Genomic DNA, 25,475 nt, shown 5'->3' with positions numbered 1-25,475 from the left:
GATGGGGATGGCGCTGCTACAGTAGCCGCGTCGATCCAGCTCATCGTCTGCGCATGCCGTGGGGGCCTCGAATTCCGGTTCGTGGCGAAGGCGAAAGCGCGCGAGTAGGAATCACGCATGCAAACAATCGCAATCCTGGGACTGGGGTACGTCGACCTTCCGCTCGCCGTGGCATTCGGCCAGGCTGAACGCCGCGGGCTTGGCATGGGGCATTCGTAGTGCGATGAGCGCGATCGCATTCAACCCATTCCGTATTTCCTCGGACATCTGGCGCCACCGCTACCTTCTCGGCCAGCTGATCAAGCGGGACGTGCTGCTGCGCTATCGAGGTGCGCTGTTCGGCGTGTTGTGGATTTTTCTGAGCCCGCTGTTCATGCTGGCGGTTTTCGCTTTCGTGTTCGGCCAGGTGTTCCAGGCGCGATGGCCTCAGCAAGAGAACGGCCTGCCTTTCTGGTTGCTGCTTTACAGCGGCCTGATCACCTTCAATATCTTTGCCGAGACGGTGTCGCGTGCGCCGACCTCCGTGCGCGGCTATTCGAGCTTCGTCAAGAAGATCATCTTCCCGGTGCATATCCTGCCGCTGGTGCCGCTTGGAGCCGCGCTGGTGCATGGAGCATTCAACTTTCTCATCCTCCTGGCCGCGCTGGCCTGGACGGGCAGCCTCCATGGCCAAGTGTTCCTTTTGCCGCTGTTGATCCTGCCCGTGTTGCTGCTTGCATTGGGCATTTCGTGGTTCGTGGCGGCATGGGGCGTCTTCATCAAGGACATGAGCCAGATCGTGCCCATGTTCGTGCAGATCGTGATGTTCCTGTCGCCGGTTTTCTACCCAGCCAGCGCCGTCCCCGCCGTGCTGCGCCCCCTGTACGACTACAACCCTTTGGGAGGGGTGATCGAAGCGTCCCGGGCCCTCGTCAGCGGTCAGCCGGTCGAATGGAGGTTCTGGGGCATCACGCTCGCCTGTTCCCTGGCGGCGGCAATCCTGGGACACGCCTTCTTCCAGCATGCCCGGGAGGAGTTTGCCGATGCGCTCTGATGTTGCGATCGCGGCCGACCGCCTGACCAAGACGTACCGCATCTTCGACCACCCCGGCGATCGGATCAAGCAGGCCTTCACGCTCGGACGAAAGAGTTTCCACCGGGGCTTTACCGCTTTGGAGGACGTTTCCTTCGAGATCGGCAAGGGCGAGACGGTCGGGGTCATCGGGCGCAACGGATCAGGCAAGAGCACGCTCCTGCAACTGGTTTGCGGCATTCTGAAACCGACGTCGGGCAAAGTCGAAGTGAACGGCCGGATCGCCGCCTTGCTGGAGCTGGGTTCCGGGTTCAACCCGGAGTTCACGGGGCGGGAGAATGTCTACTTTCAAGGGGCCATCCTGGGCTTGCAGAAGGCCGAAATGGCGGACCGTTTCGACGATATTGCCGCCTTCGCAGGCATCGGCGAGTTCATCGACCAGCCGGTGAGGACCTATTCGAGCGGCATGTTCGTCAGACTGGCGTTTTCGGTGGCCGTCCACGTGGACCCGAAAATCCTCGTCGTCGACGAGGCGCTCGCGGTGGGGGATGCCGACTTTCAAGCGAAGTGTTTTCAACGCATCAAGGCTTTCCAGAAAAGCGGCGGCTCCATTCTGCTTGTGACGCATTCGCTCGAGCAGGTCGGGCATTTCTGCGATCGGGCCCTCCTGCTGGATCGCGGCAAGCTGGTGGCCGACGGAAGCGCCTCTCGAACGCTGACAACCTACGGCGAGAGAATCACCGGGACCGGCAGGCGGATGGAAAGCGCTCCCGCCTCGATCGATGCCTTCTCGTCCCATCCCTCGTACAACGAAAAGGAAACCCGTTGGGGCGACCGCGCCGCAACCATTGCGGGCATCTGCTTGACCCAGGAAGGCTTGAAGGATCCCGCAACCTTCCATGCAGGCCTTGAAATGGAACTGACGCTCACCATCGAATACCACGCCGATGTCGAGAGGCCCATCTATGGCTTGACGGTCAAGTCCTCCGACGGGGCGCCGCTCTTCACGACGAACTCGCTTCAATCCCCTGCCGGCTCCAGGTTTCGGCCCCAGGGGCCGGGCGACATCGTGCAGGCCTGCTTTCGCTTCCAACCCTTTCTCGATGCGGGCGAGTATTCCATTTCCGTCGGCGTGGTCGGTGAAACCCAGGAGGGGATCGTTGTCCACGATCGTCGCTACGACTCGATCGCCTTTTGCATCGGCCGCACACTGACGCCCTCGGGTGAAGTTGCGGTGCGCCCTTCCTTCCGCATCCTGGATTGAGCGAGTGGCGCACAAGAATTCCCTCCAGCTACTGGTATTGAGCGCAGCGGTCGTCGTTGCGTCATTCCTCTGGCAAGGCAGCGCAGGCCTCAACCTCTGGGACGAGGGCTATCTCTGGTACGGCGCGCAGCGTGTGATGCTGGGCGAAGTGCCCATTCGCGATTTCATGGCCTACGATCCCGGCCGGTACTACTGGTCGGCGGCCTTCATGAGCGCCTGGGGCGACAACGGCATCATGGCCTTGCGGAGCGCCGTGGCGATCTTCCAGGCGATCGGCCTGTTTGTCGGCTTGCTTCTGATCTCACGGGCCTCCGACCCCGATGGCAAGCCGGATCGCCCCTACTTGCTCGTGGCTGCGTCCGTGCTGGCGTTGTGGATGTTTCCCCGCCACAAGCTGTTCGACATTTCGCTGTCGATCCTGCTGATCGGCGTACTGGCCTTCCTGGTCCGGAAGCCGACACGCAGGCGCTACTTCGTCGCTGGCCTTTGCGTGGGTTTCATTGCGGTGTTCGGCCGCAACCACGGGATGTACGGCAGCGTAGGGAGCATCGCGGCCATTGCCTGGCTGGGCATCAGGCGCACTTCCGGCCCGGTGGCGTACGAGGGGCTCGCGTTCTGGCTGGCCGGTGTCGGCGTCGGGTTCGCGCCCATCGTCCTGATGGCATGGCTGATACCGGGCTTCGGATCCGCGTTTTGGGAGAGCATTCGCTTCCTGTTCGACATCCGGTTTCAGATGCTCCCCATTCCAGTGCCCTGGCCATGGCGAGTGGATCCTTCAGTACGCTCCGGGGATGGAATCCGCGCAGTGCTGGTCGGGCTGTTTTTCGTCGGGACCCTCGTATTCGGCGTGCTGTCGGTCCTGTGGGCGGTCCGGCAAAAATTGCAGTCCCAACGGATCTCCCCCGTGCTGGTTGCCGCGTCGGTACTGGCGCTTCCCTATGCGCATCACGCGTTTTCGAGGGCCGACGTCGGGCACCTGGCCCAGGGCATCTTTCCCCTGCTGGTTGGCGGTCTCGCCGTCCTGGCCACCCAGCCTGCGACGGTCAAGTGGCCGGCGGCACTCGTTCTTTGTGCAGCAAGCTTTTGGGTCATGCACGGATTTCATCCGGGCTGGCAGTGTCGCACCAGCACGCACTGCGTGGACGTGGAAGTCTCGGGGGACAGGCTCAGGGTGGATCCCTCGACGGCGGGCGACATCGCGTTGCTGCGCAACCTGGCTGAAAAGTACGCACCGGACGGCAAGGGCTTCATCGTCACGCCCTACTGGCCGGGCGCTTACGCCTTGCTCGAGCGCAAGTCCCCCGCGTGGGAGATCTACGCACTGTTCCCTCGATCCGAAGAATTCGAACGAGAGGAGATCGACCGATTGAAAACATCGGACCTCGGTTTTGCCTTCGTCCTGGATCTGCCGCTGGACGGCCGCGACGACTTGCGCTTCGGCAATACGCATCCGCTGCTTCATCGATACCTTCTGGATCGCTTCGAAGCACTTCCGGGCTCGCCCAACCCGGCCTACAGGATCTTCAAGGCCAGGGAAGACGCGCGCGACAAGCCGAAGTGGCAGGCGTCAGGCTCACCAGAACCGACTCATGCGGCCCCATGACTAAGCAATATCGATTCGATGCGACTCAACGCGTTTGGCTGGACCAGGCGTCGGACGCTTTCAACTATTCGGACGGCGACAGCGCCGAGGACTACCTTTATTCGGTCCTGAAGGAATCCGCGGATGTCAGCACCCAATCCGCGGAACTGCTCGCCGCCATCAAGGACTGGCCCAGCGAGTACCACCTGAGCCCGGCCCGCCACAATCTGCTCCGGCCCTTTCCGTTCAAGCCCACCGACAGGATCCTGGAGCTGGGCTGCGGCTGTGGTGCCATGACCCGTTATCTGGCGGAAACAGGTGCGACCGTCGTGGCGGTGGAAGGCAGTCGGCGCCGGGCGGCGATCGCCGCGGAGCGCTGCCGGGACCTGCCCAACGTGACGATCTACTGCGACAACATCGCGGACTTCGCGCCCGTCGACAAGTTCGACTATGTCACTCTCATCGGCGTGCTGGAATATGCGCCCAAGTTCATCCAGGCACCCGATCCGGTGGGTGCCTGCCTGAAGCAGGCCGGCGCCTTCCTGAAAGACGACGGCGCGCTGGTTCTGGCCATCGAGAACCAGCTTGGACTGAAGTACCTGGCCGGGTGCGGCGAAGACCACAACGGCCTCCCCTTCTTCGGGGTCCATGACCTCTACGGCGCGGGGACGGCGATCACCTTCGGCAAGGAGGAGTTGGAGTCTCGCTTGCGCGCGAGCGGCTTGGCCGATGCGTCGTTCCTCTACCCGTTTCCCGACTACAAGCTCCCCAATGTCATCCTGACGGAACGCGCGTTCGATCGCGCGGACTTTTCGGTTGCCGATCTGCTTTGCCGCAGCTTCAGCCGCGACTATGCCGGCGAGAGGCCCCGGGCGTTCCACGAAAACCTCGCGTGGCAACCCCTGGCGCGCAACGGGCTCGTCCAGGACCATGCAAATTCGTTCCTCGTCGTCGGGCGAAAGACGAGACCCGAAGATTCGCCACGACCCGAGTGGCTGGCCCGCATCTACAGCTCCGGCCGCCTGCCTGCCTTCCAGACCGAAACCATCTTCCTTCCCGATGGCGAGGGGGTCGCCGTCGCAAAGCGTGCGCTTTTTCCCGAGGCCCTCCCGCCCGGCCACGTGGAGGGTCCGGATTTTGTTCACCACCCGCCAGCGCGCGCGCCGTACGTTCCCGGGCGGCTGTATGCCGCCGAACTGCAACTGATCATGGCTCGAGGCGGAGATCCTGCGGCGGTGGCCCGGTGGGCAGCCCCATGGGTGGAGCGACTCGTCGCCAAGGCGGTACCGGGGCCGGAAAACGTGCTTGTGCTGCCTGGTGGATGGCTGGACGCGATCCCTGCCAACATGGTGCGGGACGGTTCAGGGGGGCTGGTCGATATCGACCTGGAGTGGGGAGCCAAAGCGCCGGTGCCGCTCGCTTGGGTGCTCGTGAGGGGACTGTTCAATTCCCTGGCCGCCTGCCCGCCATCTCCCGGCTTCACGGGTTTGACGTTCCGCGAGGGCGTGCGCCGGATCCTCGAGAAATCGGGCCGGACGCTTTCGGACGAAGATTTCGCGACGGCCGCTCTTTTCGAGGACAGCCTGCGTGGCGCGGTGTTCGGCCGCGATAGCGTCGTGAGGTCTTTTGCCGAATTCCTGGCCGAACCCATTTCCAGCAACGCACCCACGACCTTCGATCAGGAAATCGCCCGCCTGAACGAGGAGATCGCCCGCGTCAAGGGCACCTTTTCCTGGCAGATCACCAAGCCATTGCGCTTTCTGGCCTTCCTTGGCAGAAAAGTCGGCCTTGGCTTGGCCTTTCTTTCCTCGCACCCTCTGCGGAAACGGCGAGTCATCGGGTAGGACCTATGAACGATCAACGGCACAAGTACGAGTACAAGGTGAAGCGCCATACGGCGGCCGACAAGGTGGTGAACATGGTCGGTTCGGACAAGCGCGTCCTTGAACTGGGCCCCGGACCCGGGTCGATCACGCGCCTGCTGAAGGACAACAACTGTCGCGTCACTGCCCTGGAGCTCGACGCCAAGGCCATAGAGATCGTCTCTGAATATTGCGAGAGCGTCCATCCGTGCAACTTGAACGATGCGGACTGGCCCACGAAGCTTCCCGGAGCCGGGAAGTTCGACGTCATCGTCGCTGGAGACGTGCTGGAGCACTTGTACGATCCGTGGGCCGTGTTGGGCGCACTGCCGTCACTGCTGGCGGACGATGGCTACGTCGTCCTCTCGCTTCCTCACATCGGGCATAACGCGGCCATCGCCTGCCTGCTGGCGGGGAACTTCGAGTACCAGCCATGGGGCTTGCTCGACAAGACGCACATCCGCTTTTTCGGCATCGCGAATATCCAGAAGCTCTTCGAGAATGCAGGCTTCAAGATCGTCGACGCCGGCTTCGTGACGAAGTCTCCCGAACAGACGGAGTTCTCACGGCAGTGGAGCCAGCTTCCTGCGGAAACCAGGCAAGCACTTGCGGCCAACCGGTTCGGCACGATCTACCAGGTGGTCGTCAAGGCGGTTCCCAGGCACGCCGAAGGCAAGGGCTTGCAACTTGCCTCCCTCCCCATTCCGTCGCCTCTGGCGATGACCTTCAGCGAGAGGGCCCAGGGGAACCCGGTGCTGCGATTCCTCGTCTCTCTGCTCGGCCCCCGCACGCGGCAGCGTATTTCTCGCGGGCTCGAGCGCCTCGGCATCCGGACCTGATTCCGATCCGGGCACATGAACCATCCAAGGGAATCCCAGAACATGGTCCCGCACACGAACGTCGCGACCCGATCCGCGGATCCCCGCGTGATCGCATTCTTCCTGACGCAGTTTCACCCCATCCCCGAGAACGACGCATGGTGGGGAAAAGGCTTTACCGAATGGACCAACGTCACGAAGGCGAAGCCGCTTTTCGATGGGCATGAGCAGCCCCACTTGCCGACGGACTTCGGGTTCTACGATCTGAGAGTGCGAGCCACGCGGCACGACCAGATAAGAATGGCCAGGCAATACGGCATCGACGGCTTCTGCTACCACTACTACTGGTTTTCCGGAACGCGACTCCTCAACCAGCCACTCGATGACATGCTGGCCGACCCGGACAGCGACATGCCGTTCTGCCTGTGCTGGGCGAATGAAAACTGGACGCGGCGCTGGGACGCCGCCGAGCACCAGGTGCTCATCGCACAGCGCTACCTGCCCGAAGACGACCTCAACTTCATCAAGGGGCTGGTTCCCGTCTTTTCGGACCCCCGCTACATCCGCGTAGACGGTGCTCCGCTCCTGATCGTCTATCGGCCCCAGCACCTGCCCGATGCCCGGAAGACGCTCGCCACCTGGCGCGACCATTGCCGTTCGGTGGGTCTCGGGGAGATCCACCTCTGTGCGGCGTTGACCCACGGCAACGAGGACTACGCCCAGTTCGGCTTCGACAGCGGCGTCGAATTCCCGCCGCACAACCTGAAATGCCCCAGCATCGCGGATCAGGTTTCGTTCTACGAGCCTTTCCGGGGTGTCGTGCTGGACTACCAGACCGTTGCCGAGTCCTACCTGGAGCGCACGTACGCGCATCGCAACGTTTTCCGGGGCGTGTTTCCCTCCTGGGACAACACGGCACGGACAGGCAACCGCGCCGTCATGGCTCTCGGCGCCACGCCGGCCAACTACGAATTCTGGCTTGCGGAGAGCCTCAGGAAAACGAGCGAGGACTTTCCGGGCCAGGACCGCCTCGTGTTCGTCAATGCGTGGAACGAATGGGCGGAAGGGTGCCATCTCGAACCGGACCGGAAATACGGGCGCCAGTTCCTCGAGGCAACCTTGCGTGCCAGGAGTGGTCTGTCCACGCTGACGGGATTTTCCGGGCGAGAGGCGTCTCCGCTCAGCGGGGATCGGCAACGATCATTGCTGCGCGACTTGCGCGAAGTAGCTGCCTACCATTCGTTCGCGCTGGTGAGGCGGCTCGCCAGTTGGCTCAAGCGACATTCACGCCTGAGGAAGATCGTCAGATGGGTGTTGAATCTCAGGCCTGGCTAGGCTCCTGGGCAGGCTGCGAACTGCACTACTTCAAGACCGGAACCGGAATGCCGGCCAGTCCCTTGTTGCGAGTCCATCGTGCCCCCAACCGGATGGCCGGCGCCTCGATCCATCGATAGCAAAGCGCCGCCAACGGCAGGACCACTGCAAAGGTGATTGCCGCGGACAGGGCGAAAGCGACTCCCCCCGCGCCAACCTCCCGCTGGATTGCGAGGTACACCGGCTTCAGCTTGTACACCACGTACGGATGCAGCAGAAAGATGCTGTAACTGATCTTGCCCAGGTAGAGCGTGAGCGGATTGACCACGGCAACGGGGGGATGCGTGACGATCCAGAGCATCAGGCAAAAGAGCGGCAGTGTGCTGGCGATCAGCAGATGCACGTAGCTGAATCCCAACGGCCGGCCCGGCAACGTGAGAGTCACCGCCGCGAGCACGGTGCTTCCGACCATGAGCGCGACAAGTCCGAAGGTCGATCGGCTCCCGCGGGCTATAAGCGGCGTCTGCAAGCGGAAGGCCGCCAGCCCGAGCGCGAAAAACGGGATGTACTGATGCCAGGCAATCGCATAGTACCGAGGTGAGCCAGTGAAAGCAGGCGCCGTGAAGGGGGCCAGCAAAAGGCTCACGATATGAGCAGTTACCGCGACCGCGAGCAAGGTCGCCGTGCTGGGCGCAGCACGAAGGATCAGCGGAAATGCGCAATAGAAAAGAACTTCGACGCCGATCGACCAGGAAGCCCACACCAGTCCCTCTGCCAGCGCCGGCACCACCGCAAACAGGAGAGAGGCATACAGCGCGACCTGTCCCGCAGAGAGAGTGGGCCCGTTGCGATAGAGGAGGCACAGCAACAGCGCGAGATAAAGCGGGTAGATCCGCATGACCCGCCGTGTGGCATACCTCGCGAGCGCTTGGCGGGAATCGATGCCATCGGCGTATCGCGATGCCAGCGCGAATGCGCTGATCATGAAAAAGAGCGGCACGCCCAGTCCCAGGAAGGTGCCGGCAAGCCAATAGAACGGACTTGACGGGCCGGGAGTGGTGTGCGCCATGTGGTACAGGACCACCCCGACGCAAGCGACCCCTCGAAGCGCATCCGAGCGATCACGAGTCAACGCATCGCTTTTCACCGATTCACCTCCCCTGAACGGGCAATCAAGAAGGACGGGGCCATCATTTCAAGTGCGGAAATCCATGTCGAAGGAGCATCTGGAGCTTGTAGGGCGCCGCCTGGAACGCGGACCAGAAGCTCCGCAGGCCGACGACTCTTTCGGCTTGGATTTCCTGTCTCAAGCGAATGAGCCTTTTCCGTTCTTGCCAGAGCGAGCGCAGGCACGCGAAGTAGATATCGCGGAGTAGTTTCAGATCCCGCTTGGCCAGCGCCAGGACCGCGCCTTCCAGCAACAGCAGGACGAGATGCAAGGGAAAAAGCACCTGGAACAGGGGGCTCGGATAAGTCACCGCCATGACGAAGCTCTTGTTGCGTTCGGACAGGGCGCGTCTGCGCCTCGACGTGACGAGGCGCCTGTCGGCCGTGACCTTGCCACCGCCGAGGCTGTGGCCCACCCGATGGCGAAACCCGGACCGCGCGATCGCACGCACCGGGTGGCCCGCGAGGCGGGCCCGGGCGCAAAGCCACATGTCCTCGGCCAGGGTGTGGAACCATTCGGGAAAGCCGCCCAGTTCGGCCCACAGGGTCCTGGGCAGCCACAGGCAGGCGCCGATGATCATGCCCACATCCTTGAGTTCCGCATCGAGGTTGGGAACCGGATTGAGAAAGGGATCGAACCGGCTGCCGATATCGATCAGTTCGCCGCTGGCGGCATCGTATTGAGGAAGTCCCAGGATCGCGGGCCGGCCCAGGCGATCGGCTTCCGCGAGCAGGCTTGCCAACGCATCCGGGTAAAGGGCGGCATCGTTATTGAGCAGCAGGATGTACTTTCCCCTGGCCTGGGCCACCATGCGGTTGTTGGCTACGCAGAAACCGACGTTGCTGCTGCTTTCGATGAGCCTCGCATCCGGATAGCAGGCGCGGATATGGGCCGCCGAGTCGTCGCTGGAGGCATCGTCATGGACCAGGATTTCCACGTCGATGCCGCCCTCCTGCTCGAGGATGGACCGAACGCAGTCGTCGATGACCTGCATGCCGTTGTAATTGGCAATGCATACGGAAACGAGCGGCGTGCTTCCGGTCACGTCAGACGCAGCCATTCCCAGGTTCCCTTGACGCCTTCCGCCAGCCCGATGCCGGGCCGCCAATCCAGACGCGCCTGGAGACGCGACGTATCCAGTACCAGGCTGCGGACATCGATCCCTCTTGCCGGCCGATGGAGCGCCGGCAGTTCCGCGCCGATCGCCGCTTCGACGATGCGCCTGACCTGGTTGATGCTGAAGCCGATGCCGCTCCCGAGGTTGTAGGTTCCCGAGTCCTGGGGCAGCCTGACCAGGCGGGTGGTGGCCTCGACGACGTCGTCGATGTGGATGAAGTCCCGCACGTTCTCGCCGTCTCCCCAGATCTCGAGCAGGGTGCCGGCGCGAGCGTGTTCGAGCATGGTGCGGACCAGCCCGAAACCGCTTTTCAGTCCTTGCCCCGGCCCATAGGCATTCGACGGGCGAAGGATGGTCACGGCGTGACCTCGGGCGCGAAAGGCCTGGCAGAAGACCTCCGAAGACGCCTTGCCTGCACCGTGGTTGGAAAGCGGCGCGATCGGGCTGTCTTCCGTCACGGGCAAGCGATGCGGATTGCCGTACACCGTGCCGCCGGAGGAAAAGAAGACCAGGTGGGTTTGCGGCTGTCGTTTCAGCAACTCCAGCAGGCGCAAGGTCAACGCGAGGTTGTCCAGTTCGAGGTCCGGCTGGGTGGCGGACGATCCCGGCGTGGTGGCCGATGCCAGGTGGATCACCGTACTGCAAAGAGGCAGCACCGACTCCACCCGGTCGGACTGGTCGCGGCCAATGACGTGCACGGGAACGCCGTCTCGCGCCAATCGCCTGGCCAGGGCGTTGCCGATGAAGCCCGCGCCACCCAGCAGCAACACGCCATCACGGCTCACGCTCGACGCTCCAGCAGGCTTCGGTACGCGGCGGCATAGCGGCCGGCGCAGTCGTCCCACGTCCCCACCGAGTCCTTGATCCACTTGCGGGCAGCCTGCCCCGTGTGCTGGTTGTGCGCCGGGTCCTCCAGCCAGCCCAGCCCCTCGCAGAGCGCGTCTCGGCTGGCCGCGAGCCAGCCGGTGTGCCGATGCTGCAGGAGATCGCGATGCGCCGGCAGGTCGGATGCCAGCACCGGCAGTCCCGCGGCCATCGCTTCCAGCATCACTTGGGGGCGACCTTCGTCGTGGCGGCTCAGCGTGATCAGGCCGCAGGCCGTGGGAAACCATCGCTCCAGCAGGTCACGCGGGTGCGTCGCGCCGTGGTACTTCACCCAGCGCGGAAGTTCGAGCTCCTCCTGCATCGGGCCGAACAGGTGCAGCTGCCGCTCCTCCCCGAACAATCCATCGCCCCAGTCGAACAGGTCTCCGATCTTGTTCCGGGTCAGGCGGGTGACGGCCAGCCAGTGGCGCAGCGGCTCTTCGGTCGGCCGACGCGCGACGGCGAACCACGGGTCGTCCACTCCGAAGGGAATCGGACGGATTTCGGCGACGTCGCCGAAAGCCTTCTCCAGGGCAGGCCGCATCCATTCCGCGTTGGGCGCCAGGATGGCGGTGCGTTGTTTCAGGACGGAGCGCAGGAGCATCTTCATGCCAGGGAGACGCAGCAAGCCGAAGTCCGTTCCCAGGACGGTGATCAACGCGGGGGTCTTGCTGCCCCAGAGCGGCAGCGCGTTCTGCAGCCAGTTGACATGGGCGACGTCGGCCGGGTGCCTGCGGTAAACCGAACCGAGCCGCCCGATCAACGCCAGGATCGTCCCCAGGGCAAACACCTTCCGGGTTCGCATCAGGTGCGCGATGCCGCCCTGCTGCGACAGGCGACCCAGCCAGCGTGCATCGGACGGTGTCGAGGCGGGCGCCACCCCGGCAGGCAGTTCACCCGGCGGCGCCCACAGCGAGAGCTCCGTGTCCTCACGCCGCGCCAGGCCGGCCGCCAGGTTGGCGATGAAGCGCCCACGCCAATCCTGAAGATCCTCAGGATACGAGGTACTGCTCATCAGGATGTTCAAGCGTTCTACCTGCGGAAGTCGATGGGCGTCGAATCTCTAGCGGCCGTCGCGGTCGCTCGTATCGATGTTCTTGTAGTGAAGCGCCGATATCTGCTCGGACACGATGCCGATCAGGAAGGTGAAGATGGCGGAGATGAACAGCAGGGCGCTCATGTTGGTGAAGCGGCCAGCCGTCGTGTACGTGTACAGATAGTAGGCCACCCCCGTAAGGGCGAAGCCCGCACTGATCGGGAGAAACAGCCTTTGTGGCGAGAAGAGGGTGCCGATCTTGATGATGATCAGCAGGAACCGCAGGCCATCCCGCAAGGGATGGATATGGCTGGCGCCCGCGCTCCGGCGCGGCGAGTGGATCGGGACGTAAGCCACGCTGTAGCCCGCGCGAAAGAAGCTCATGGTGATCGTCGTCGGATACGAAAACCGGTTCGGCAGCAGGTACAGGAACTGACGAAACTTCGACGCCCGCACGACCCTGAATCCCGAGGTGAGATCGGCGATCGGCTGCAGGACCATCCAGCTGGCGAAGCGGCTGAAGATGTCGTTGGCGGCGGCGCGATGAAACCCGGCTTGTGAACCCGACTGGCGCGCGCCCACCACCATGTCGAAGCCTTCGTCGAACCGCTCGAGCAGGCCGGGAATGTCTTCAGGTCTGTGCTGGCCGTCGGCGTCCATGAAGACGATCACTTCACCGCGTGCCGCGCGAGCACCGGTCTTGATGGCCGCGCCATTGCCCATCGAATAAGGATGGCGCAAGTGCTTGACCTTGGCTGCAGCGCAGACGGCGGGCGTATCGTCGCTAGAGCCATCGTCGACCACCAGGATCTCGGCATCGCCCATCAGGGCCTCGATGCGAGGCAGCAACTCGCGCAAGCTCGCCGCCTCGTTCTTCGCCGGGATGACGATGGAAATGCGTGGTTTATCCACTTTCAAGGGATTTTCCATCGATGTCGACCCGCTCATTTGGGATCCCCCAGGCCGAGACCCATGTTTTCCACTTCGCTTCTGTTGATAGCGGGGATCGGGAGCCTGCTCAACTCCGCGTACTGCCGCTTGGCCGCTTCGATGTCGTTCAGCCTGACAAGCACACGAATGAGGTTGATCCGGAGCGGCACGCTCCCCGGATCGCTTTTCACCGCTGCAAGGGCATGAATGCGCGCACGCGGCAAGGAACCCAGCTTCGCGGCTGCGTAATCCATCGCGAGTGCATGCAGCATGCCACGGATCTTTCCTGATGCCATCGGATTCGAGAGTGCAGCCGTGAACAGTGCCTCGACCTCCTGATCGCTCAAACACAGCATGTTGTTTGCCAGGATGTCCGAGAGGCTTTGGATGAATACTTGGTCAGCCCAGGTCATGCGCGCTGTTGCAAGACGATCGAGCAAAGTCTGCAATACCTCTGCATCTTTTTTCGCGCCAACGGCGCAATCGACGAAGAGAACGCCTACCAGCGCCGCCTTGCTGTGCGGATCGAACTTTGCCGCGCGCTGGTAGTGAATGCGCGCCATGTTGTAGGCAGGCACGCTCATGAAGCCTGTAGGCAAGGTCCTGTCCAGGATCGCGCGAGCCGCTTCGGAATGCGTTCTCGCTGAATTGGGGTGCGTGTTCGATTCGATCTGGGTGCGTATGTACTCATCGCCCCACTGCATGGCACGCACGCCGGTGATGACTCCGCACAGGACCAAAAAACATGCGGCCAGTGCCATTCGCGGCACTTGCGTCTTCTTCGCACTGGAGGAAAAGAACAAGGCCGCGATACCGAAGATCAAGCCGATCGATGGAATGTAGTTCCGATGTTCATAGGCAATCTCGAGGCCCAGGAAGCTCGATTCCAGCACATGCCCGATCAGGAACCAGAGGATGGCGAAAGTCAGCCAAGGCCTGGCCGTCCTTTGCATGATGGCGATCGCGCCGAGCAAGAGACAGCCCAGGATGGCAAGAATCGTGTCCGCGGGCGCCAGCAGGCCCTTGGAGATCACGACATCATCGTGATGCAGCGCATAGAGATCCGGTTGCGGAAAAGCGATCTGTGCCACGTAAAGCCAGAGCACGCGCGCCTCGGTCATCAGACGCTCGACCAGCGTGAAATCCCGAAGCAGATAGGTGCGGCCGATCAGCGGCCAGCTCGCGGCCAGCACACCGGCGGCGAGCAGAATGCACCCGCCCAGCACAAGCCAGCGGTGCTTTTGCGGGATGCCGTCGAAACTTCTGAACACCTGCCACTCGCACAGCAGGAGGAATAGGGGCAGGACCAGCGCCGTTTCCTTCGACAGCACGCCAGCCGGCCAGAGGAGCAGCAGGCTGGCACCGATGGCGCTCCAGCGTTTCCAGCCGAAGTGCTGTCGTCCGAACAGGTACAGGCAGATCGCGGCCAGGGTAAAGAAGCTGGCCAGGCTCGTCATGCGCTGCACCACGAAGAGTACAGGCGTCAGGTTGATGGGATGCAGCAGCCAGGCAGCCGCAACCCACAGTGCGGCCCACCGGGCATTGCTTGCGCCGGCGATCAGATGCGGCCAGACCTGCTTGACGAGCGCATACACCAGAAGGCCGTTGGCCAGGTGGATGAACAGGTTGGTCAGCTTGAAGTAGTACGGGTCACCCGGCGTCAGGTAAGAGTTGAACGCGAAGCTGGCCAGGCTGAGAGGCCGACCCCACGGACTGGCCAGCCCGCCCGCAGTCGCATCCGCCAGGCTCGCCAGGGAGCCATCGAACAAGCGCAGGGAAGCGTTGTTCACGATGCTGGCGTAGTCGTCGAAGACGAACCCGCCGGCCAGACCGGGCCAGTAGACGGCAGCCGCGACAAGCAGCAAAACTAGCAGCGCCGGCGTTGCGCCGCGCTGCGACAACGTCGGCTTTTTCGGGATGAGGGCTTCCATGCGACCCAAGCAAAAGACCCCACCGAAGTGGGGCCTTGAAAACAACAGTCAGCTTGCGATTACTTGCACGAAGACGGCAGGTACTTGGGCGGAACGGGGGTACCCGTGCCACCGGCGCAAACCCAGTTGATGATACCGGTGGTCGGGGTGCCCGTGCCCGTGTACGCGACGGTCTTGCCATCCACGTCGGTGTGGACGCCGTTGGCCACGGTGACGGTGATCACACCGACGGTGTCAGACGTCTTGCTATAGATCACGCTGGCGACCTTGTTGGTGGCGTTGTTCTGCACGCCGGCCGAGGCACCGTTGGCAGGCATCACGCCGCGGTTCTGGTAGAACTCCGCCACCGGCACCTTGCCGGCCGAGCCAGCCAGCAGCACTTCGGACAGCTTGGCGCGGATCGTGTAGTCCTGGTACGCCGGCAGGGCCACGGCGGCCAGGATACCGATGATCGCGACAACGATCATCAGTTCGATCAGGGTGAAACCCTTCTGGATAGAACGCTTCATAGATACCTCCAGGTTTGTTGAAAGAAGCGAGGAGGTAGTGCAAGCGGTGTGCCAAGCCGGTTCGCGAACTATTCGGTCGGTTTTGGGGGATGAGCGGCGAAGCTGCGACGAAGAACGTCGGAACACGCTGACAAATCTTGTCGCTACCGGATACAAACCGACCGAACCTGCTTCAGGTCCGTCAGCCCCATCAGGATCTTCTCCATGCCGTCCATCTTCAGCGTGCGCATACCGGTGGCCACCGCGGCGACGAAGATGTCCGCCACGCGGGCACGTTCCTGGATCAGGCGCTTGACTTCGTCGTTCGCCACCAGCAGTTCGTGCAGGCCGACGCGGCCCTTGTAGCCGGTCTTGTTGCACTTGTCGCAGCCGACGGCGCGATAGAGCCTGACGGAGCCGTCGTGGCCGTAGGTCTCGACCCAGTCCTCGTACAGCTTCTGCGCCTCGCCGCCCGGGTCTTCCTTCCAGGCTTCGGTCTGCTTCAGGTCCAGCGCGTACTCGCTGATGAATCCGCGCAGTTCCTCGTGCGAAGGCGCATAGGCTTCCTTGCAGTCGCACAGGCGCTTGGCCAGGCGCTGCGCCAGGATGCCGAGCAGCGCGTCCGCGAAGTTGAACGGGTCCATGCCCATGTCCAGCAGTCGCGTGATGGACTCCGGCGCGGAGTTGGTGTGCAGCGTGGAGAACACCAGGTGGCCGGTGAGCGAGGCCTCGACGCCCATCGCCACCGTTTCCTTGTCGCGCGACTCGCCCACCATGATGATGTCCGGGTCGGCGCGCAGGAAGGCGCGCATCACCATGGCGAAGTCGATGCCCGCCTTCTTGTTCACCTGCACCTGGCGCAGGCCCTTCTGCGTGATTTCGACCGGATCCTCCGCCGTCCAGATCTTGGTTTCCGGCGTGTTGAGGAATTTCAGCACCGAGTGCAGCGTGGTCGTCTTGCCGGAACCGGTGGGGCCGCAGACGTAGAACAGGCCGTAGGGCTTGCTGACCGTCGCCTCCAGCGCCTCGCGGTTGTGCGTCGTGAGCCCCAGCTTCTCCAGCGGGATCGGCTCGCCGGCGGCAAGGATACGCATCACGATGTCTTCGACGCCGCCCGCCGACGGGATGGTCGCCACGCGCAGCTCGATGTCCAGCGGGCCGAACTTCTTGAACTTGATCTTGCCGTCCTGCGGCTTGCGCTTCTCGGAGATGTCGAGGTCGCACATGATCTTCAGGCGCGTCACCATCGCCTGGCGAAAGTGCGCGGGGACTTCCACGTAGGGCGTGAGCGAGCCGTCGATGCGGAAGCGGATCCCGGTCTTGGCCTTGCCCGGCAGCGGCTCGATGTGGATGTCCGAGGCGCGCTGGTGGTAGGCGTCGATGATGATCTTGTTGACGAACTTGACGAGCTCGTTGTCGGCCGCGGCCGATTCGAGCGAGCCCTCCTCGGGCCCGGACTCGTCGTCCAGCGGCGCGTTGAGGTCGGCCAGCAGTTCCTCGACCGACTGGCCGGAGTCCTGCGAACCCCACAGCTGGTTGAGCGTCTGGTTGAAGTCGGTCTGCGTCGTCACGCGCCAGGCGAACTTGCCCACGCGCGGGAACACCTGCGGCACGATGCGCGAGTTGCGCACCTGCTCCGGGTCCAGGCACATCACGACCAGGCCCTCGGGCCCTTCCTCCAGCGGGATCCAGCCCTGTTCCATCACGAACTCGGGCTTGAGCGATCCCTGCAGCGTCTCCACGCGGATGCGGCCGGGATTGGACGGCTCGTAGGGCACGCCGAAGAACTTCGTGAGCGAGGGGCCGATCTGCGCCGGCCGGATCGAGAAGTCCTCCGTCAGCACCTGTTCGACCGTGATCGCTTCCTCGCGCGCCTTCTGCACGGCCTGCTGGAGTTCCTCGTGGGTCACCACGCCGTCGGCCACGAGGCCGTCGTACTTGGTGGCCTTGCGCCGCGTCGCTTCGGCGGCGCGCTGCACGCGCTGGTGGATGGCGGTGGCGAGCGTCTTGCAAAGCTGCGTCGCGCCCTCGACCTCCAGCTCGCCGAAAGGCTGGTCGCTCTTGTTGTTGATCACCTGCAGCACGCCGTGCAGCACCGTTCCGTCGAGGATCGGCAGCACCAGCATCTGCCTGGTGCGGTAGCCGGAGCGCTTGTCGACTTCCTTCAGGAAGTGCAGGCCGGGATGGATGCGCTTGAGGGCCTCGTCGTCGTAGACGTCGGCGATGTTCACCAGCTCCTTGGCATGCGCCACGTAGCCGGCAATGCTCTGCGTGCTGATCGGCAGCTTCAGGTCGCGGCTGGTGTTCAGGCCGGTCTTGACCTTCGAAACGATCGACGTGCGGTCCTCGCTCACCGCGTACAGCGTGAGCCGGTCGGCGTTGAACAGCTTGCAGATCTCGGCGCTGGCGTCCAGCATGATCTCGTCGACGTTCTCCGTCGCGTGGATCCGCGTGGTCACGGCCTGCAGCTGGCGGAAGAACAGCGCCTCGAAGCTGACCCCGCGCTTGTCGGGCGGCAGCTGCTGCGAGCTGAGGAACTCCTGCTCGGTGTTTTTCAACACTGCACTCACAGTTCGAACTCCTGGCCGGCGCGCAGCCAGCGGATGTCATGCGCGACGTCGGGCCCGAAGGGCTGCGTCTGGTCGAAGCGCTGGATCTCCGCCATGATCAGCTCGGTCTCCGCCGGCTTGGTGTGGGTGATGAAGATGGGGAAGCGCCGGCCCTTGTCGATGCAATCGAGTTCGTCGGCGAGCGCCTGCGGCGACAGGTGCAGGCTGCGCCTGGCGAGGTCCTGCTCGCGGTTGCTGAAAGCCGTCTCGATCACGAGCGCCGCCACGTCCATCTGGTTGATGCGGCGCCAGAACGCCGGATTGCGCTCGGTGTCGCCGGTGAACACCCAGCAGCCCTGGCCGCCGCTGACCGCATAGCCGCAGGCCGGCACGGTGTGCACCGCGGGCATCACCTCGACGCGCTTGCCGCGGATCTCCAGCACCTGGCCCACCTGGACCTCGTGGAAGGCGACGAAGGGCTCCTGCGGCGACGGGATGCGGCTGAAGTCCGGCCAGATCACGTTGTTGAAGACGTGCGCCTTGAGCGCCGCGATCGTGCCGGGCAGCGCATGCACGTGGATCGGGCCATCGAGCTGCGAGGCGACCGAATCGATCATCAGTGGCAGCGCCGCCACGTGATCGAGGTGGGAGTGCGTGAGCAGGACGTCCCGGATGCCCAGCATCTCCTGCAGGGACAGGTCGCCGACGCCCGTGCCGGCGTCGACCAGCACATCGGAGTCGATCAGGAAGGACGTGGTCCGGCAGTCCTTCGCGATCGCGCCGGAGCAGCCCAGCACGCGCACCCTCATGAATCAGCGCCCCTCTACTATTTCGTCTCGAACGTGGTCGCGCCGTCCCACGCCGGGTCGAATGGCGGCAACCTCATCGAGGCTACACGTTCGGCGTACAGCTCGTAAAGGTATTTTTTGGCGCCCAATCGCTGCAGGTTCAGCAGTTGCAGGTCGCACTGGTCCCAGTCCTGGGCGCGGTAGGCCTTGAGGAAGGCACCCCAGGTGCGCAGTTCGTCGGCCCCCTCCTTGCCCAGCGCGCCCGCGGGAGCGACGGGGTAGTAGATGGCCACGGCCTGCTCCTTGCCCTTGACGCGCACCCGGTCCAGTTCCTGCCAGGCGAAGTCGGGCGCCTGCTTGCGCGCACTCTCGCTCACCACGATGTCGACGCCGTAGACCTTGGACAGGCCTTCCAGGCGGGAGCCGAGGTTCACGGAGTCGCCGATCACGGTGTAGCTGCGCCGCACGTCCGAGCCCATGTCGCCCACGCACATGGTGCCGGTGTTGATGCCGATGCCAACTCCGATCTCCGGGATGCCCTTGGCGCGATGCTCCTCGTTGATGCGGAGCACGGCCTGCGACATGCCGATCGCGGTCTGCACCGCCAGCGCGGCGTGGTTGGGCGTGTCGACCGGCGCGCCCCAGAAGGCCATCACGCAGTCTCCCATGTACTTGTCGATGGTGCCGCGCTGCGCGCGGATGATGTCCGTCAGCCGGCTGAAGACCACGTTCAGCAGCTCCTGCAGCTGCGTCGGCTCCATCTTCTCCGACATCTTGGTGAAGCCCCGCATGTCGCAGAACATGACGGTCAGCTCCTTGCTGGCGGCCTTCATGCTGTAGCTGTCGGGATCCTTCACCATCTCGTCGACCAGCTCCGGCGGCACGTAGGTGCCGAACAGGTTGGCGAGTTCGCGCTTGCTGCGGCTTTCGACGAAGTAGCCGTAGCTCATGTTCAGGGCGAACGCGGTGCCGACCATGGTGAGCGCCGCCGCCAGCGGCAGCGCCAGCATGTGCGCGTGGTACAGCCAGAAGTTGAGCGCGACGATGGCGGCGGCGGCCGCCACCGACAGGATCACCGCGCGCGGCGCCGACATCAGCGGCAGCGCGAAGGCCAGCACGAGGCCGGACACCAGCAGGATCAGGACGTCGTAGCCGAGCGCCCAGTCGGGCTTCACCGGCACGCGGTCGTCCAGCAGGCCCGAGAGCAGGTTGGCGTGGGTCTCCACGCCCGCATAGGCCTCGCCCACCGGCGTGACGCGCAGGTCCAGCAGGCCCGGCGCGGTGGTGCCGAACAGGACGATCTTGCCGCGCAGCGATTCGGCCGGCAGCCGCCTGGCGAGCACGTCGGAGGCGGAGACGTACTGGTAGGAGCCGCCTTCGGGCCCGCCTTCGCCGCGGAAGGGCACCAGCGTGAGCACGCCTTCGGCCACCGGGATGGCGCGGCTGCGGCTGCCCAGGCGCAGGTCGACGTGGTCCAGGCCCTGGTAGCCGCGGGGCAGGAACTGCTCCGGCGGGAAGCCGGGCTCCACGCTGGGCCCGCCCATCAGCATGCGGAACATCGCCAGCGCCAGCGATTCGTAGTACTGGCCCCTGTGCTCCGCCACCAGCGGCACCGAGCGCACCACGCCGTCGGGATCGGGCAGCGAGTTGAAGAAGCCGGCCACCGGCGCCGCCCTGGCGATCGCGTCGATGTTGGAGCCGTAGCCGTCCCAGCTGGTGAACCGGATCGGCCGCCCGCGCAGCGCCTCGCGCGTCATCACCGGCTGCGGCAGCACGCCGCTGGTGCGGCCCTGGCGGTCGGCGGTGAAGTAGTAGCCCAGCACGATGGGGCGGTCCTTCAGCGCCTTGGCGAACACCGCGTCGTAGTCGAGGGCCGGCTGCAGCGCCGACAGGCGTTCGGCGAAGGCCGGCTGGTCCTTCAGTTCCGCCTGCGCCAGCTGCTTCAGGCGCGCGAGGCCGGAGCTCTCGTCGGCCTCCGCGAACAGCACGTCGAAGCCGAGGAGGGCGACCTTCTGCCGGTCGAACAGTTCATCGACCAGGCCGGCGAGCTTGTTGCGGCCCCAGGGCCAGCGCCCGACTTCCGCCAGGCTCTTCTCGTCGATGTCGACGATGACGATGCGCTCGTCCAGCGTGCGCGGCATGGTGGCGCGCAGCCGGGCGTCGTAGACGATGTCGTCGAGGCGCTGCACCACGTGCACCGGCAGCAGGCCGATCGCGTGCGCGAGCGCGAACAGCAGCGGGACGAGCGTGACCGCGATGCGGGACCCGTGCCGCCGCAGCTGCTCCACCATCGGCCGCAAGGCGAGCTCAGCCCGCCTGGAGGAACTGCATCTGGGTGCCGGCGAGTTCCAGCATGTCGCCGTTCTTCAGCGCCACCGGCTCGGCGCCGATCGCGGCGCCGTTGAGCGTGGGCTTGCTGGAACCTTCGACATGGGCCACGACGAAGCCGTGCGACCGCTTGGTGATGGCAGCCACCGCCACGCCGGGCTTGCCGATCGTGGTGACCACCTTCACCAGCGGCACCTCGCGGCCGGCGGCGGCGCCGGACAGCACCTTGATGCTGGCGGTGCCGCTGGCGGGAGCGCCTTCGGCAGCGGCGGCCGGGGCCCCGGCGGGCTTGGCCGCCACGGCAGCACCGGCACCAACGGCCGCGGCCGGCGCGGCGCCCGCGGGGGCGCCGGGCTTGGGCAGCGGCGGCACCATCCCCGGCTTGATGATCATGGTCTTCTCGAAGGTCGCACCCGGCGCCTCGTTGATGAACTTGATCTTGTACTTGCCGATCTCCACCGTGTCGTTGTTCTGCAACAACTGCTTCTTCACGGCCTTCCCGTTCACGTAGGTGCCGTTGGTGGAATTGAGGTCCTCCAGGTAGACCTCGTTGCCGGTCAGCTGCAGCACGGCGTGCTCGCCGGACACCGCCAGGTTGTCGATCACGATGTCGTTGTACGGACGCCGGCCCAGCGTCGTCCGGTCCTTCGTCAACTGCACTTCCTTGATGACGACACCGTCGATCGAAACGATCATCTTCGGCATGGCCGACTCCTGTATTTCATCCTAGCCCGTTACTCTTCCCCGAGGTCACTGTCCCAGCCATCGCGAGATCAGGCCCCTCCTCCTGGAGCCGCTGTTGGCCTGGGCCAGCAGCACCGAAATGTTGTCGCGCCCGCCATTGGCGTTCGCCGCGTCGATCAATTGGACCGACTTCTGTTCGAGCGAACCCTCCGACGAAAGGATGTGCGCGATCGCGGCGTCGTCCAGCATATCGGACAGGCCGTCGGAACACATCAAATACAGATCGCCGGGATCCACCCTGTGCTCGTTGACTTCCAGCAGCACGGCGTCTTCCACGCCCAGGGCGCGGGTGACGAGGTTCTTGTTGGTGGACGTCGCGGCCTGCTCCGGCGTGATCAGGCCGGCGTCCATCTGCTCCTGCAGCAGGGAGTGGTCCTTGGTGATCTGGTCGAAGTGGCCCGCGCGCAGCCGGTAGCAGCGCGAATCGCCGATGTGCCCCAGCATCAGCCGGCCGTCCTGGAACACGCCGACGACCAGCGTGGTGCCCATGCCGCTGTACTGCGGGTTGGAATTGGCGGCGTTGAAGATGGAGCGGTTGGCGTTGTCGACGCAGATCTCCATCGCCCGGCGCACCTCGCGCGCGTTGGCGTGCCGGCCGGCCTGCGCCAGCCAGCGCCCCAGCTCCGACTTGATGAAGGTCGTGGCCATGCCGCTGGCCACTTCGCCGGCGTTGTAGCCGCCCATTCCATCCGCCAGGATGCCGAGGCGGGTCGGCTCGTCGACCGTCACCGAATCCTCGTTGTTTTCCCGCGCCAGACCGGGGTCGGTGCGGAAGCAAAACTCATAGTTCATAGTTCGCGGGGTGGCTCCTGGCCGGCCTGCCCGGGCAGCCCGTCGTCTCTTTGGGCCGCATCATAGCCGGGCTGCCCGGCCGATTGGGTTCCGCGTACGAAAGCGTTGTGGGCGCCCATCACCGGCGGACCGTCCGGATCGGCCGGCCGGCCGTGGCGGAAGGCCACGGTTCGCTGGTCGTCGGCCGGGGCGGACGGAGCGGTGGTCACGACGGGCCGCACGGCCGGGGCGGCCTCCGCGGCCTGCGCCAGGACGCCGCGCAGCTCGCGGGCGAACTCCTCGCCGTCCTGGTAACGCAGGTCCGGCTTCTTGTGCAGCGCCCGGGCCACCACCTGCGCCAGGCGTTCCGGCAGGTCCTGGCGGACGGTGCGCGGATCCGGCGCGTCCTCGTTGGCGATCTTGTACATCAGCTCCGCCATCGAGTCGCCGCGGAACGGCAACGTGCCGGTCAGCAGCTGGTACAGCATGACGCCCAGCGAATAGAGGTCGGAGCGGCCGTCGACCTTCTTGCCGGCGAGCTGCTCCGGCGACATGAAGCTGGGCGTGCCCAGCACCAGGCCGGTCCTGGTCTTGCTGGAATCGGTGATGCGGGCGATGCCGAAGTCGGTGACCTTCACCGTGTCCGACGCCGCCTCGTACATGATGTTGGCCGGCTTGATGTCGCGGTGCACCACGTTCTGCCGGTGCGCATAGGCGAGCGCCTCGGCGACGCGCGCGACGATGGCGAGCACCTGCGGCGCCGGCAGCAGGCTGCCGTCCTTGCAGTGCCCGGTGAGGTCGCGGCCCCTGAGGAATTCCATCGCGATGTAGGCGAGGTCGTGCTCCTCGCCGGCATCGAAGATGGTCACGATGTTCTGGTGCTGCAGGCGGCCGGCCGTCTCGGCCTCGCGGAAGAAGCGCTGGCGCGCGTCCTCCAGTTCCTCGCCCTCGAATTCCTGCGACAGGGCCATCGTCTTGATCGCCACCACGCGGCCGATCTTCGGGTCGCGGCCCTGGTAGACCACGCCCATCGCGCCCTTGCCCAGTTCCTTTTCCACCTGGTAGCGACCGAGCATCGGCTTTTCCACCGCGCCGCCATCGAGCAGCAGGGTGCCGCCGGGATGCGTGCCGCCGCCGCCGAGGATCACGGTCTCGGACAGGTTCTTCGCCCGATTCAGCTTGGATTCGAGATCCTTGTACTTCGGGTTGTGCGAGGCCATGTGCTCGTACACGGCCTGCGCCTTGTTGAACTGGCGCTTGCGCTCGAAGTCCAGCGCCAGGTTGTACAGGTTGGCCATCACTTCGTCGCCCAGCGGCACGCGGCGGAAGCGGTCGAAGGCCATGTCCAGCTGGCCCTGCCCCTGCAGCGCCAGGCCCATCATGCGGTTGGTCTCGGCCGACTCCTCGTCGGCCTTCGCCTTGCCGGCCTCGGTGACCAGGAAGCGCTTGGTGGTGAGCGCGACGTGGCCCACCAGCAGCAGCGTGGCCGGGAACACCAGCTGCACCCACGTCGAGGCGCCGGCCAGCAGCCCGAACTCCGCCCCGAGCAGCCCGAGGAACAGGACGGCGGTGAGCGTGCCGGCCACGCCCGCGGAAAGCCGGGGCAGCAGCGCGACCAGGTAGGCGGCGACCAGCAGGAACGCGCCCAGGGCCGCGAGCACGCCCCACGCGGGCTGCACGATGAAATGCTCGCCGAGGATGCTGGACGTGACGTGGGCCATCATCTCCACCGGCGTCACCGCGGCATAGCCGGGCGCCGGCGACTGCACGCCCACGCCTGTGGCGGTGGCGCCGATCAGCACGATCTTGCCGGCGTACTTGGACGGCGGGATCTTGCCGGAGAGCACGTCGTAGAAGGAATCGATCGCGAAGGGCGGCTTGCCGTCGCGGCCCTTGTAGAACTGCGGCAGCAGGTGCGCCGAGGCGTCGGTGCGCACCCGCAGCTTGCCGACCTGCACCGATTCGCCGGCATGCAGCTTGATGTCGGCCGGTCCGAGGTTGAGGCTCTTGGCCGCCGCCAGCAGCGCCATCGAAGGCACCGCCTTGCCGTAGTAGTTCACCAGCAGCGGATTCCAGCGCACGGAGCCGTCGACGTCGTTGGTGAGGTTCAGGTGGCCCACGCCCGCGGCCGCATTGCCGATCGCCTCGATCGGCGGCTGCGTGCCGATGCTGGGCACCGAGAACGCCTGGTTCTCGTCGATCGCGCTGCGCAGCACCGCCGCCGGCAGCGGGCGGTCCGCCTTGCCCTGCGGCTCGCCGAGCGTGAAGAAGGAGGGCACCAGCACGTTGCCGGCCCGGGCCATGCTGGCGGCGAGCTTGGCGTCGGTGTCGAGCGCCTGTTCGGCCTCGGCGATGAGGGGCGCCGCCGCGCCGGGGCCGCCGGCGTGGTCGAGGGCGTCCCTGATCTTGCGGATGTACGCCAGGCCGCGGTCGGTCTGCGGCTCGGAGAACACCACCGTGTGCACGATGGTCCTGGCCTTGGCCGCCGCCAGCTTGTCGATCAGGTCGGCGTGGACGTCACGCGGCCAGGGCCACCGGCCGATGTTGGCGATGCTCTGGTCGTCGATCGCGATGATCGCGATGCGGTCGGAGGGCTGGCGCGCGCTGGCGGTGCTGGCGAAGTCGTAGTAGCGCCGCTCCAGGGTGCCGATGAAGTCGGCGGCCTGGTGGAAGGCGAAGACCGCCACGACCACCAGCACGCCGACGAACCAGTCGGTGCGCCAGAACTGCCCGCGCCGCGCGGACGCCGATGTGCTCACTGCCAGCCCCTTGCCCGGCGCATGCCGGCCCGTTCGCTGTGGAAAACCACAGCCCATGCCTTCCCAACAGCGCCATCCGGGGCCGCAGGACTCTCTTGCGTTGGACGGTAGCAGAGGGCATTGCAACGGACAAGGGACTTTGTTGCGCCC

The 25,475-nt window shown here is 65.0% G+C and carries 19 protein-coding genes; 6 read left to right on the top strand and 13 right to left on the bottom strand.

The features are described from left to right. Positions 1-223: 223 nt before the first annotated feature. The 6 genes from VF522_RS03975 (at position 224) to VF522_RS03950 (ending at position 7,873) form a co-directional block, all read left to right on the top strand. Positions 224-1,033, top strand: coding sequence for an ABC transporter permease (locus VF522_RS03975; protein ID WP_330906926.1), 810 nt, complete (start codon positions 224-226; stop codon positions 1,031-1,033). Further along, positions 1,023-2,276, top strand: a complete 1,254-nt coding sequence (locus VF522_RS03970; protein WP_330906925.1) for an ABC transporter ATP-binding protein — start codon at positions 1,023-1,025, stop codon at positions 2,274-2,276. The genes VF522_RS03975 and VF522_RS03970 overlap by 11 nt, the downstream gene beginning before the upstream one ends. A gap of 4 nt (positions 2,277-2,280) precedes the next feature. Then, positions 2,281-3,879 (top strand): hypothetical protein, encoded by a 1,599-nt coding sequence (locus tag VF522_RS03965; RefSeq protein ID WP_330906924.1) that lies wholly within the window; start codon positions 2,281-2,283, stop codon positions 3,877-3,879. After that, entirely contained in the window at positions 3,876-5,702 is a 1,827-nt protein-coding gene (locus VF522_RS03960) for a class I SAM-dependent methyltransferase (RefSeq protein WP_330906923.1), read from the top strand. Before VF522_RS03965 ends, VF522_RS03960 begins: the two co-directional genes overlap by 4 nt. A gap of 5 nt (positions 5,703-5,707) precedes the next feature. Further along, the gene (locus VF522_RS03955) at positions 5,708-6,559 is read left to right on the top strand and encodes a class I SAM-dependent methyltransferase (protein WP_330906922.1); all 852 of its coding nucleotides are present in this window, start codon (positions 5,708-5,710) and stop codon (positions 6,557-6,559) included. An 87-nt stretch (positions 6,560-6,646) separates the two neighbouring features. Continuing rightward, positions 6,647-7,873 carry a glycoside hydrolase family 99-like domain-containing protein gene (locus VF522_RS03950; RefSeq protein WP_330906921.1) on the top strand — a complete coding sequence of 409 codons (1,227 nt, stop codon included), beginning with the start codon at positions 6,647-6,649 and terminating at the stop codon, positions 7,871-7,873. A gap of 25 nt (positions 7,874-7,898) precedes the next feature. On the opposite strand, the gene VF522_RS03945 is transcribed toward VF522_RS03950, so the two are convergent. From VF522_RS03945 to VF522_RS03885, 13 genes are all read right to left on the bottom strand, one after another. Further along, positions 7,899-8,999: an acyltransferase gene (locus VF522_RS03945; RefSeq protein ID WP_330906920.1), complete on the bottom strand. Its 1,101-nt coding sequence runs from the start codon at positions 8,997-8,999 to the stop codon at positions 7,899-7,901. Between the two features lie 43 nt (positions 9,000-9,042). Beyond that, complete coding sequence (locus VF522_RS03940) at positions 9,043-10,080, bottom strand: glycosyltransferase family 2 protein (RefSeq protein WP_330906919.1); 1,038 nt, start codon at positions 10,078-10,080, stop codon at positions 9,043-9,045. Beyond that, complete coding sequence (locus tag VF522_RS03935) at positions 10,062-10,922, bottom strand: NAD-dependent epimerase/dehydratase family protein (RefSeq protein WP_330906918.1); 861 nt, start codon at positions 10,920-10,922, stop codon at positions 10,062-10,064. Before VF522_RS03935 ends, VF522_RS03940 begins: the two co-directional genes overlap by 19 nt. Beyond that, positions 10,919-12,028 (bottom strand): glycosyltransferase family 4 protein, encoded by a 1,110-nt coding sequence (locus tag VF522_RS03930; RefSeq protein WP_330906917.1) that lies wholly within the window; start codon positions 12,026-12,028, stop codon positions 10,919-10,921. The genes VF522_RS03935 and VF522_RS03930 overlap by 4 nt, the downstream gene beginning before the upstream one ends. A 36-nt stretch (positions 12,029-12,064) precedes the next feature. Then, positions 12,065-12,949 (bottom strand): glycosyltransferase family 2 protein, encoded by an 885-nt coding sequence (locus VF522_RS03925; protein WP_330906948.1) that lies wholly within the window; start codon positions 12,947-12,949, stop codon positions 12,065-12,067. A gap of 32 nt (positions 12,950-12,981) precedes the next feature. After that, positions 12,982-14,898 carry a hypothetical protein gene (locus tag VF522_RS03920; protein ID WP_330906916.1) on the bottom strand — a complete coding sequence of 639 codons (1,917 nt, stop codon included), beginning with the start codon at positions 14,896-14,898 and terminating at the stop codon, positions 12,982-12,984. A 59-nt stretch (positions 14,899-14,957) separates the two neighbouring features. After that, on the bottom strand, positions 14,958-15,407 hold the full coding sequence (locus VF522_RS03915; RefSeq protein WP_330906915.1) for a pilin: 450 nt from the start codon (positions 15,405-15,407) through the stop codon (positions 14,958-14,960). Between the two features lie 143 nt (positions 15,408-15,550). Beyond that, on the bottom strand, positions 15,551-17,956 hold the full coding sequence (locus VF522_RS03910; RefSeq protein ID WP_330906914.1) for a GspE/PulE family protein: 2,406 nt from the start codon (positions 17,954-17,956) through the stop codon (positions 15,551-15,553). Continuing rightward, positions 17,953-18,744, bottom strand: coding sequence for a 3',5'-cyclic-nucleotide phosphodiesterase (locus VF522_RS03905; RefSeq protein WP_330906913.1), 792 nt, complete (start codon positions 18,742-18,744; stop codon positions 17,953-17,955). The genes VF522_RS03910 and VF522_RS03905 overlap by 4 nt, the downstream gene beginning before the upstream one ends. A gap of 17 nt (positions 18,745-18,761) precedes the next feature. Further along, the gene (locus VF522_RS03900) at positions 18,762-21,014 is read right to left on the bottom strand and encodes an adenylate/guanylate cyclase domain-containing protein (RefSeq protein WP_330906947.1); all 2,253 of its coding nucleotides are present in this window, start codon (positions 21,012-21,014) and stop codon (positions 18,762-18,764) included. 16 nt (positions 21,015-21,030) lie between these two features. Continuing rightward, positions 21,031-21,756, bottom strand: a complete 726-nt coding sequence (locus tag VF522_RS03895) for an FHA domain-containing protein (RefSeq protein ID WP_330906912.1) — start codon at positions 21,754-21,756, stop codon at positions 21,031-21,033. 45 nt (positions 21,757-21,801) lie between these two features. Next, entirely contained in the window at positions 21,802-22,587 is a 786-nt protein-coding gene (locus VF522_RS03890; RefSeq protein WP_330906911.1) for a Stp1/IreP family PP2C-type Ser/Thr phosphatase, read from the bottom strand. After that, on the bottom strand, positions 22,584-25,325 hold the full coding sequence (locus tag VF522_RS03885; RefSeq protein WP_330906910.1) for a serine/threonine-protein kinase: 2,742 nt from the start codon (positions 25,323-25,325) through the stop codon (positions 22,584-22,586). The genes VF522_RS03890 and VF522_RS03885 overlap by 4 nt, the downstream gene beginning before the upstream one ends. Positions 25,326-25,475 lie beyond the last annotated feature (150 nt).

The sequence above is a fragment of the Ramlibacter sp. genome, from assembly GCF_036383835.1.
In the GTDB taxonomy this organism is placed as follows: Bacteria; Pseudomonadota; Gammaproteobacteria; order Burkholderiales; family Burkholderiaceae_C; genus Ramlibacter.
The sequence above is the reverse complement of the archived record's forward strand: the minus strand, read 5'-3'. Positions and strand labels throughout refer to the sequence as shown.

Bases quoted from the DNA above. Each gene is read 5' to 3' on its own strand.
- VF522_RS03975 (WP_330906926.1), top strand. From the start codon at position 224: ATGAGCGCGATCGCATTCAACCCATTCCGTATTTCCTCGGACATCTGG.
- VF522_RS03970 (WP_330906925.1), top strand. From the start codon at position 1,023: ATGCGCTCTGATGTTGCGATCGCGGCCGACCGCCTGACCAAGACGTAC.
- VF522_RS03960 (WP_330906923.1), top strand. From the start codon at position 3,876: ATGACTAAGCAATATCGATTCGATGCGACTCAACGCGTTTGGCTGGAC.
- VF522_RS03955 (WP_330906922.1), top strand. From the start codon at position 5,708: ATGAACGATCAACGGCACAAGTACGAGTACAAGGTGAAGCGCCATACG.
- VF522_RS03940 (WP_330906919.1), bottom strand. From the start codon at position 10,080: ATGGCTGCGTCTGACGTGACCGGAAGCACGCCGCTCGTTTCCGTATGC.
- VF522_RS03920 (WP_330906916.1), bottom strand. From the start codon at position 14,898: ATGGAAGCCCTCATCCCGAAAAAGCCGACGTTGTCGCAGCGCGGCGCA.
- VF522_RS03915 (WP_330906915.1), bottom strand. From the start codon at position 15,407: ATGAAGCGTTCTATCCAGAAGGGTTTCACCCTGATCGAACTGATGATC.
- VF522_RS03905 (WP_330906913.1), bottom strand. From the start codon at position 18,744: ATGAGGGTGCGCGTGCTGGGCTGCTCCGGCGCGATCGCGAAGGACTGC.
- VF522_RS03900 (WP_330906947.1), bottom strand. From the start codon at position 21,014: ATGGTGGAGCAGCTGCGGCGGCACGGGTCCCGCATCGCGGTCACGCTC.
- VF522_RS03895 (WP_330906912.1), bottom strand. From the start codon at position 21,756: ATGCCGAAGATGATCGTTTCGATCGACGGTGTCGTCATCAAGGAAGTG.
- VF522_RS03890 (WP_330906911.1), bottom strand. From the start codon at position 22,587: ATGAACTATGAGTTTTGCTTCCGCACCGACCCCGGTCTGGCGCGGGAA.